Source organism: Hydrogenimonas thermophila (genome assembly GCF_900115615.1).
GTDB lineage: Bacteria > Campylobacterota > Campylobacteria > Campylobacterales > Hydrogenimonadaceae > Hydrogenimonas > Hydrogenimonas thermophila.
The window spans coordinates 1-9,560 of the sequence record NZ_FOXB01000059.1; the positions used below are offsets into that span (position 1 = coordinate 1).

General features: G+C 26.1%; 7 protein-coding genes and 1 pseudogene. 7 read left to right on the plus strand and 1 reads right to left on the minus strand.

Features of this window, described 5'->3' with window-relative positions; translation table 11 throughout:
* Window positions 1-30 precede the first annotated feature (30 nt).
* From BM227_RS13400 to BM227_RS11860, 7 genes are all read left to right on the plus strand, one after another.
* A complete protein-coding gene (locus BM227_RS13400; RefSeq protein ID WP_425431732.1) occupies window positions 31-141 on the plus strand; it encodes a hypothetical protein in 111 nt (36 codons plus the stop codon).
* 130 nt (window positions 142-271) lie between these two features.
* The gene (locus tag BM227_RS11835; RefSeq protein ID WP_092914136.1) at window positions 272-2,245 is read left to right on the plus strand and encodes a methyl-accepting chemotaxis protein; all 1,974 of its coding nucleotides are present in this window, start codon (window positions 272-274) and stop codon (window positions 2,243-2,245) included.
* Window positions 2,246-2,305: 60 nt separating this feature from the next.
* Window positions 2,306-4,288, plus strand: coding sequence for an EAL domain-containing response regulator (locus tag BM227_RS11840; RefSeq protein WP_092914138.1), 1,983 nt, complete (start codon window positions 2,306-2,308; stop codon window positions 4,286-4,288).
* Window positions 4,289-4,315: 27 nt separating this feature from the next.
* On the plus strand, window positions 4,316-5,845 hold the full coding sequence (locus tag BM227_RS11845; protein ID WP_092914139.1) for a response regulator: 1,530 nt from the start codon (window positions 4,316-4,318) through the stop codon (window positions 5,843-5,845).
* 1 nt (window position 5,846) lies between these two features.
* Window positions 5,847-7,478: an ATP-binding protein gene (locus BM227_RS11850; protein ID WP_092914141.1), complete on the plus strand. Its 1,632-nt coding sequence runs from the start codon at window positions 5,847-5,849 to the stop codon at window positions 7,476-7,478.
* The gene (locus BM227_RS11855; protein ID WP_092914142.1) at window positions 7,462-8,412 is read left to right on the plus strand and encodes a diguanylate cyclase; all 951 of its coding nucleotides are present in this window, start codon (window positions 7,462-7,464) and stop codon (window positions 8,410-8,412) included. The genes BM227_RS11850 and BM227_RS11855 overlap by 17 nt, the downstream gene beginning before the upstream one ends.
* 30 nt (window positions 8,413-8,442) lie before the next feature.
* A complete protein-coding gene (locus BM227_RS11860) occupies window positions 8,443-9,219 on the plus strand; it encodes a transporter substrate-binding domain-containing protein (protein WP_092914144.1) in 777 nt (258 codons plus the stop codon).
* 3 nt (window positions 9,220-9,222) lie between these two features.
* Here the strand turns inward: BM227_RS11860 and BM227_RS12830 are convergent.
* A pseudogene (locus BM227_RS12830) lies at window positions 9,223-9,560 on the minus strand (hypothetical protein); the annotation flags it as partial.

Genomic DNA, 9,560 nt, shown 5'->3' on the forward strand with positions numbered 1-9,560 from the left:
GAAGAAAACTTCAAAAAATATGGAATATCTATATCTTATGGTATGGCAATATATCCTTTAGAGACCGATAATCTAAAAGATTTAATACAGCTTGCAGATCAAAGAATGTATGAGCAAAAAAAAGATATAAAAGAATTATAATTTGTCTTTCTCCCTCCTTTATAAACAAACACTTTTTATATTTCTTAAAAACAGATTTTACAGATTTTAAATAATTTTAGCATAGTTTTGCATTATACAATTCAGTAACCACTTTAAAGGAGCTATATCTATGAAAATAGAAACCATAAAAGGTAAAATGCTTATAATTAGTATTTTACAAATTGCCGTACTAATTTATTTCGTAGGAAAAGGAGTTTCTGAACATTTTGAATTTCAAGAAAAACTTCAAAAAGTTCAAGAACTGGTTATTTTAAGCAAAAATTTGAGTAAACTAGTACATGAAACACAAAAAGAGAGAGGAGCAAGTGCAGGTTTTGTAGGTTCTAAAGGAAAAAAGTTTAAAAATGAACTAATTCAGCAAAAAAGTTTAACAGATAAAAGAATTTCAGAATATAAAACCTTACTATCGACAATTGATTTAAACAGATATCCTAAAATTTTTCGAAATAGAATAGAGCTTTTAAATAACGACTTACAAAAACTTCCTGCAATACGCTCAAAAACTTCAGCATTACAACTAAAGCTAAATGAAGTAGTAGAATTCTATTCAAAACTTAATATCAAAATATTAAACATAATAGGTACTACTTCTAAAATTTCTCCTGAAAAAATTATTACAATTAACCTTGTAGCATATACCTCATTCTTAAAATCGAAAGAGCGTGCAGGAATTGAAAGAGCAGTTTTAAGCGGTACATTTGCTGCAGACAAATTTCAGCCAGGAATGTTTAAAAAGCTAATTACACTAATAGCAGAACAAAATGCTTATATAGATGATTTTCTTACTTTTGCACCTAAACCTATGGCAAATCTATACCTTAAATCTATAAAAGATCCATCATTTGAGCAGGTTGAAAAGATGAGACATATAGCTATTGAAAAGGCTCAAAGTGGTGAATTTTGCATTGATCCTATGTTATGGTTTAATACTATTACAAGAAAAATAAATGTTCTTAAAAAAGTAGATGATGCAATTGCTTTACAAATTGAAAAAAATCTTATTAATATATCAAACCATGCTTTAATAGATATTATTATTGGAATCATTGCAATTGCAATAATGATCATTATTGCTATATTTACAATTAAAAGTGTAGAGATTCAACTTAACTCTGTAAAAAATCTTATCTTAAATATTGTAAAAACAAAAGACTTATCAACTAAAATAAATATAGAAAAAAAAGATGAGTTTAGTTCAATTAAAGAAGCATTTAAAGATTTCCTACAAACTCTTAATAGTTTTATCTACCACACTAAAGAGAGTGCATTTGAAAATAAATTTGTATCTGACAACTTAGAAAAAACTTTTGATAAGGTTATAGACAATATACAATCTGAAGTACATATAGTAGAGGAAGCTGTAGCTGAAACAAATGAATTAAAGGAAATGTTAGTTGAGAGTAATCAAGAAGCTATTGATACAAAAAATAATATACTCAATGCAAACAGTAACCTACAAGAAACTATTTTGCTAATCCAAAATACAATATTACAAATTGAAAATAATGCGGTAATAGAAAATGAAATAGCCAATAGTTTAGAGCAATTAACTAATGATGCCGAACAGGTTAAAGAGGTGTTGGTTGTCATATCAGATATTGCGGATCAGACCAATCTTTTAGCATTAAATGCAGCTATTGAAGCAGCACGAGCTGGTGAACATGGAAGAGGTTTTGCTGTTGTAGCAGATGAAGTCCGTAAACTAGCAGAACGAACACAAAAAAGTCTAGTAGATATAAATGCTACTATTAACATTATTGTGCAGTCTATAGTTGATAGCAGTAATGCTATGAATAAAAATATAGAAAATGTAAACAAATTAACAAGAGACACATCAAAAGTACAAAATATGATAGGAAATGTTTCTAGCAATATGACAAATGCTGTTGGAAGTGTTGAGAATAACACTAAAACAATTTATGAAGCTACAAAAATAATGGAAGCTTTTAGAGAGAAAATGGTTCAAATCAAACATATTTCAGAGACTAGTAAAAAAAATATTTTTAACAGTGAAGAGAGTATTAAACGTATAGGCAAACTTGCAGATGAAGTATTGAACCAAATTAGTCAATTTAAAGTATAAATTGATTGGTTTACAGTTTTTACAGATTTACAATAGATAATAAAATTACGGAGAGTATCAATGAAACATTTTGATGAAATAGTCAAACACTCAAAACCATTGAAGCTTTTGTTTGTTGAAGACAATCAAGATGCAAGAGAGATGACTGCAATGATTTTAGAAGATTTTTTTGATTCTATTACAATTGCGGTTGATGGAGTTGATGCACTTGAAAAATTCAAAAAAAGTACTTTTGACATAGTAATATCTGATGTAAATATGCCAAATATGAATGGTTTGGAACTTTTTAAAAAAATCAGAGAGATTGATCAAAGTGTATCACTTATATTTTTATCTGCACACAATGAAGAAAACTATTTTATAGAGAGTATTCATATAGGCGTAGATAGTTATCTTTTAAAACCTATAGATCTTGAACAATTGTCAAATACATTATATAGAGTCGTACAAAAACATAGATTTTCATTAGAATCTAAAAAAAATCTTCTTTTACTACAAGAGTATCAAGAAGCTGTAAATGAAAGTTCAATTGTTTCAAAAACCGATAAAAAAGGGATCATAACATTTGTTAATGATGCCTTTTGTAAAATCTCTGGATATAGAAGAGAAGAGTTAATAGGAAAAAATCATAACATAATCAGACATCCAGACAACCCAAAATCAATGTTTGAAGATATGTGGAATACAATAAAAAATAAAAAAAGTATTTGGAAAGGAATAGTTAAAAATAGGGCAAAAAATGGAAAAAGTTACTATACAGACAGTTTAATTATGCCTATTTTAGATTTAAATGGAGATATTGTTGAGTATATATCTATTAGAAATGATATTACAGATATTATGAGCCCTGCAAAACAACTTACAGATGCTATTAAAAACTCTAACGATTTAATTCTTATCTATATAAAAATAGAAAAGTTTGACATACTTGAAGAGTTTTATAGCAATGATACATTAGAAATGATTCAAGAAAAGACAAAAAATTATCTTCAAGCTAAATTTTCTTGCTGTAATATTGATAAAGTATATCAACTAGGTAATGGTGAATATGGATTATTACTACATAAAAATGGTTTTACTGACAAAAATAAGTTATTGCAAAAAGTCAAAGTTATTCAAGAGCAGATCAAAGAAGACAAAATTGATTTAATTGATTTTGAGTATGATATATCAGTTTTAATCAGCGTAGTTTATGATGGTAGTCGAATTTTAGAATCTGCAAAACTTGGAATAAAACAGTTGCTAAGAACAGGTGATTACTTTATTGTTGCAAATAACCTCGCAAAAATAAAATATGATGATGCAAAAAAGAATATGGAAATTGTTTCAATGATCAAAAAAGCAATTTCAAACTCTAGAATTGTCTCATATTTCCAACCAATAATCGATAACAAAACTATGAAAATAGCAAAATATGAATCTCTGGTTCGCCTTATAGATGAAAATGACAAAGTCTTGTCTCCATACTTTTTTTTGGAAACATCAAAAAAGACCAACTATTACACCAAAATTACAAATATTGTTTTAGAGTACTCATTTGATGTGCTTAAACATTGTAGAGCAGATATTTCCATAAACTTATCTGCAATAGATATTGAACAAAAAGAGACTAGAGAAAAGATACTACAACTTTTAGAAAATAATAAAAACTATACCTCTCGCATTGTATTTGAGTTATTAGAAGATGAAGATGTAAGAGAGTTTGAAATAATAAAAGAGTTTATTAAAAATGTAAAAGCTTATGGAGTAAAAATAGCTATAGATGATTTTGGAGCAGGATATTCAAATTTTGAAAGATTGCTTGACTATCAACCTGATATTTTAAAAATTGATGGCTCATTAATTAAAAATATTGAAACTAGTGCCTACTCAATTTCAGTTGTCAAAAGTATTGTTACTTTTGCAAAAGAACAAAATATTAAGACAATCGCAGAATTTATTGAGAATGAGTCTATTTATAACATTGTCAAAGAGCTTGGAGTAGACTACTCTCAAGGGTACTATTTTGGTAAACCTGAGCCTTTAATGAATATTATTTCTTAAAGATAGTAAAAGAAGAAAGGATTTTTCTTGTTAAATAATATCTTAATTTTAGAAGATTCAAAAACTTTAAATAGAATCATTAAAGCAAAGCTAAAGGATCTATGCCAAAATATAGATCAAGCATATACTCTAAAAGAAGCTACAAAATTTTTAGAAGAAAAAGAGTATGAACTAATTATTTTAGATCTTCACCTACCAGATGGAGAAGGGCTAGATCTGTTATGTGATATTAAGTCACTTACAGAAACAAAAATTATAGTTTTAACATCATACCAAGATGATGCATTAAGAGAAGAGCTTTTTAAAAATGGAGTGCTTGATTATATTATTAAAGATTCAAACTTTATATATTCAATTTCAGAAATAATAAAAGTTATTGATCACATAACTTCTGAAACAAAAGATAAAATTTTAATAATTGATGATTCTAAGTTTATTTGCAAACAGGTAAAAACTATTTTAGAACCAAGAAACTACATAATTGAAACTGCTCATAGTGCCGAAGATGGTTTAAACAAACTTGATAATGAAAACTTTAATCTTATTATTTTAGATATGGAACTTCCAGATATGCATGGATCTGAAGTTCTTAAAATCATAAGAAATGGAGATAGGTATTTAACTATACCTATTATAGTTTTATCAGGAACAGCCAACTCAAATATTGTAAGAGATTTTCTAAAAAATGGAGCCAATGACTACCTCAAAAAGCCATTTATTTATGAAGAGTTTATTTTAAAAGTTGACTTATGGATTGATTACTATAAAAAAGAGCAAGAGTTAATTGAAACAACAAAGCAACTTAAATTTATGAATGATAATTTAAATGAGCTTGTCAAAAAAGAGGTAGAAGCCAATAGAAAAAAAGATGAACTCATGTCTATTCAATCTCGTCATTCACAAATGGGTGAGATGATAGCAATGATTGCACATCAATGGAGACAACCACTAAATTCACTAAGTGCAGCAGTTACACTAATGGATATGAAAGTAAATAATAATGTATTAAATCCTACTATGACAAAAACTATTTTGTCAAAAATGAATAAGTATATCAAATATATGAGTACTACAATAGATGACTTCAAAGATTTTTTTAAACCTCAAAAAGAGATGAAAAGTAGTAATTTTAAAAAAATATTTTACAAAGCATATAAACTAATTGAAAGCTCTCTAAAAAATAAAAATATAAAAATAGATGTATATATAAACAATATTCAAAATTTCAAAACTTATGAAAATGAACTTGTTCAAGTCATAATTAATTTATTGAAAAATGCGATGGATGCATTTGATGAAAATAATGTTGATGATCCAAAAATTGAAGTAAAAATAGAGAATAATTATATATCAATCAAAGATAATGCAGGAGGAATACCAAAAAATATAATAGATAAAATATTTGATCCATATTTTTCTACAAAATCTAAAAATGGTACTGGGTTGGGTTTATATATGAGTAAAATAATTGTGGAAGATCACTGTAAAGGTAAACTAACAATAGAAAACTCTGATTATGGTGCACAATTTACTATACTCCTACCAATAAGAGAGTAAAATGAAAGAAAATAATAGACAAATTTATGATATAGCTATAATTACTGTACTTGCTTTACTATACTTTTTAGCATCACAAATCAGATTTGAATCAACCATTAAGAATGAAATTATTAGTGCTGTTATTTTTCCTTCAGAGGGTATAGCTTTAGCATTTGCTCTATTTTTTGGAAAAAAAGTTTGGCCAGGAATATTTATTGGTCAATTTATGATTGCTTATGGTAATGGCATTGAAATTATTCCTTCTATTTTTGTATCTTCTATCAACTCAATTGAAGCAATAATAGCAGTTACTCTTTTCAACAAGTTTAATTTAAATAAAAATTTAGAAGAGTTTAGAGATATTATTGGACTACTATTAATTATATTTTTTATATTGCAACCATTCAGTGCCATTATGTCAAACTTATCTCTCTACTATTTTGATGTTATTACAAAAGATGACATGCTTACATCAATTTTTTCCTGGTGGTTTGGAAATGTTATAGGACAATTTTTATATACTCCTTTTTTATTAACACTATTTAATCACTATAAAAACTTAAATATAAAAGATTATTTATTTAACGGTATTATATTTGGTGTATATATTTATTTTTTATTAAATACTTTTAACATTAGCAGTCCACTTTTATTACTGTGTTTAACACTTCCTATATTAATATATGTTGTATATAAAAGAAATATTGCTTATGGTTTTTTTATGAATGTGATAGCTTCGCATATATTATCTTTAAATATTGGTCCATTTATCTATCAATCAGGTTCTATAAATATTATTGATTATAATTTATATATACTAACTACTATAATAGTAGTTTTTAGTGCCGGTATGATTTTTGAAAATCAAAAAAAGCAAGAAGAGTGGCTACAACAAATAATAAAAAGAGAAGTAAGAAAAAATAGAGAACAGCAACTTTTAATGCTACAACAAAATAGACTTGCTCAAATGGGTGAAATAATTAGTATGATAGCCCACCAATGGAGGCAACCTATTAACAATTTAGCACTTCTTCATCAATTAATTGTATCAAAATATAAAAAAAATAGCTTAGACGATAAAATGATTGAATACTTTAAAACTAATGCCAAACAACAAATTAATATGATGTCAAATACCATTGATGACTTTAGAAACTTTTTTAAACCTCAAGAGAATAAAAAAGAGTATTATATAGATGAAGTTATAGAAAATATTTTAAATATTGTACGACAGTTATATTCACGACACAATATTAAAATTTCAAATATACAAAAAACTAAATATAAATGTTTTGGCTACCCAAACTCTCTTGGTCACGCTATTTTAAATATAATAAATAATGCCAAAGATGCTCTTATAGAAAAAAATGTTACAGAGAAAAAAATAACTATTACTGTAGATGAAAAAGATGGAGATATCACAATCACAATTAGTGATAATGCCGGTGGAATTCCTGAAGATATAATAGATAAAGTTTTTGATCCTTATTTCTCTACTAAAAATGAAAAAAATGGAACTGGACTGGGGCTATATATGACAAGAATGATAATAACAGAGCATATGAATTCAAAAATTTTCGTACATAACAGTAGCGAAGGTGCAGTTTTTTCAATAATCCTAAAAGGTGATCTTTGTGAAAAAATTAAATGAACTAACAGTGATGTATGTTGAAGATGATCTTGATGCTCAAGAAAAGATAAAAATGTTGCTAGAAGATGAGATAAAAGAGCTTTATCAAGCATTTAATGGCAAAGAAGCAATAAACCTTTACTATGAAAAGAAACCTGATATTATTTTGACAGATATCAAAATGCCATATTTAGATGGTCTTGAAATGGCAAAAAAAATAAAAGAGCTAGATGCTGATCAGCCTATAATTGTAATATCAGGATTTGATGATAAAGATATTTTACTTAAATCAATTAATATAGGAATAGATCAATTTTTATCTAAACCAATAGACATTGAATTGCTCTTTAATAATATAAATAATTTAATGCAAAAAATTGAAGAAAAAAATAAAATTGTAAATATTTTTGAAAAAGAGAATAAAAATATTTATAGAATGGCATATTATGATCATATAACAGGTGCTTTTAATAGAAGTTTTTTTGATTTAGCATTAGAAGATACAATAATTAGAACAAAACGAAATAGCTATATTACTGCACTTTTTTTTATTGACTTAGATAACTTAAAAATTATAAATGATAATTATGGACATAAAACTGGAGATTTTGTACTGAATAAACTTGTAGAAAATATTAAAAAGGCAATAAGAAAAAAAGATATTTTATGCAGAATAGGCGGTGATGAATTTTCATTAATCATTGAAGATATTAAAGATAGAGAATATATTGAAATGCTTGCAAAAAGAGCTTCTAGTATGACAAATTTTGTTATAAAACATGACAATAATACTTTTACTGTAACTTGCAGCATTGGTATAAGTATTTTCCCATTAGATTGCAGTACGAAAGAGGATTTAATTGATTATGCAGACAAAGCAATGTATGTTGCAAAAAAAAGAGGAAAAGCAAGTTTTGAGTTTTTTAAAAAATCTATAATTGATATAAATGAATAACTATATACCTGTTAAAAAAAGGTAACACTAATGCAAATAGTTAAAATATTTATTTTATTAGTTTTATTTATAAATTTTTTAATTGCAAAAAATTTAAATTTTTTATCACCAAAAGAGACAACTTGGATAAATAACTTTAAAAATGACATAAAAATAGGTGTTACACAAATACCAAACCAAGTTATAAAATCAAAAAATGGGAAACTAAAAGGTTTTAGTATTGATTTATTTAATATTATTGAAAAAAAACTTGATATTAAATTTAAATATGTATACTTCAATTCTTGGAAAGCACTTATTGATGCTGCAAAAAATAATAAAATAGACATAGTATTTTTAGCTCAAAAAACAACATCAAGATTAAAATTTTTATATTTCACTGATACAATACTATCTTTGAAAAACAAACTAATTGTCAATATAGAAAATAAATATAATTCACTAAAAGAGTTAAAAGGACATAAAATTGCTATAACTTCAGGAAGTGCCTTAGAAGAATATTTAAAGTTCCACTACCCAGAAATTTTATTTGTCTCAACAAAAAGCGAATTAGAATCAATTAAGTTTGTCAAACAAAAAATTGTTGATGCAACAGTCATAGAACTTGTTAGAGCAAGCTACTATATAAAAAAACTTAATCTAAATGATTTAATCATTGCTTCGGATATTACTTATGATTACTATTTAAGTATTGCTTGTAATAAAACCTTGCCAGAGCTTAATATAATTTTATCTAAAACATTAAAGCAAATTAAGAAAAACAAACTAGAAGCTCTAAAGTTAAAATGTAGCCCATTCCAACCCTAATATTCATTTAATAAGTCCATACTTGATTCTTGTCATACAAATAAGTGTTAAAGCTTCTGTAAGATCATATGTTGTTTCAACAATTTTTCTACCAATATTTTCAACTTTATTCAAATGTAAAATATTGATAACGAAGCTTCTAAGAATAGATAATGCAAAAGCACCTTTATTGACTTTGCATTTATCTTCATTTAATGCAGTATCTTTGTAAAAGTGCATTGTTTCAACACTCCATTCATAAAGAATTTTTGTTAAAAAAGTTTTTGCATCATTATACTCATTTGATATATAGTAGTGTGTTGTAGTCTCTTGATTGTCAATGGTTTTATCAATACGAATAA